This window comes from Bowmanella yangjiangensis, assembly GCF_017255015.1.
GTDB classification, from domain to species: Bacteria; Pseudomonadota; Gammaproteobacteria; order Enterobacterales; family Alteromonadaceae; genus Bowmanella; species Bowmanella yangjiangensis.
Window position 1 is genome coordinate 1 of record NZ_JAFKCS010000638.1, and the last position, 415, is coordinate 415.

Annotated in this window: 2 protein-coding genes; both read left to right on the forward strand. The window is 69.2% G+C overall.

Annotated features, from left to right (window positions below):
* Nucleotides 1-235 (forward strand): SDR family oxidoreductase (locus tag J0A65_RS26035; protein ID WP_206597090.1); only part of this gene is annotated, 235 nt, incomplete at its 5' end.
* A 105-nt stretch (nucleotides 236-340) separates the two neighbouring features.
* Nucleotides 341-415, forward strand: a 75-nt coding sequence (locus J0A65_RS28025; RefSeq protein ID WP_416135337.1) for an NAD(P)-binding protein, incomplete at its 3' end; no start/stop codon positions are given.

A 415-nucleotide genomic window follows, 5' to 3' on the forward strand; every position in this document is an offset into this window, starting at 1 on the left:
TGGCCCACGCGGCATCAGCGCCAACGTGCTGGCTCCCGGTGCCATCGAGACCGACTTCGGTCACGGCGCGGTGCGCGACAACTCCGAGCTCAATGCCTTCGTCGCCGGCAATACCGCACTGGGCCGGGCCGGCCTGCCCGATGACATCGGCGCCGCCGTCGCCGCGCTGCTCGGCGATGGCGGCCGCTGGATCAATGGTCAGCGCATCGAGGCATCGGGCGGCATGTTCCTCTGAACCACCTCGCTTGCGTGGCAGTTCCCGCCAGCAGGCGCTCGCGGCGGTTAGAATCTCCCGGCCAGAACAGGGAGAACAGCCTTGAAGGGACTACCGATCGCAATCGTGGGGGCCGGCACTGCCGGCCTCGCCACGGCCATTTTTCTCGCCCGCCAGGGCTTCGCCGTGCGCCTGCTGGAG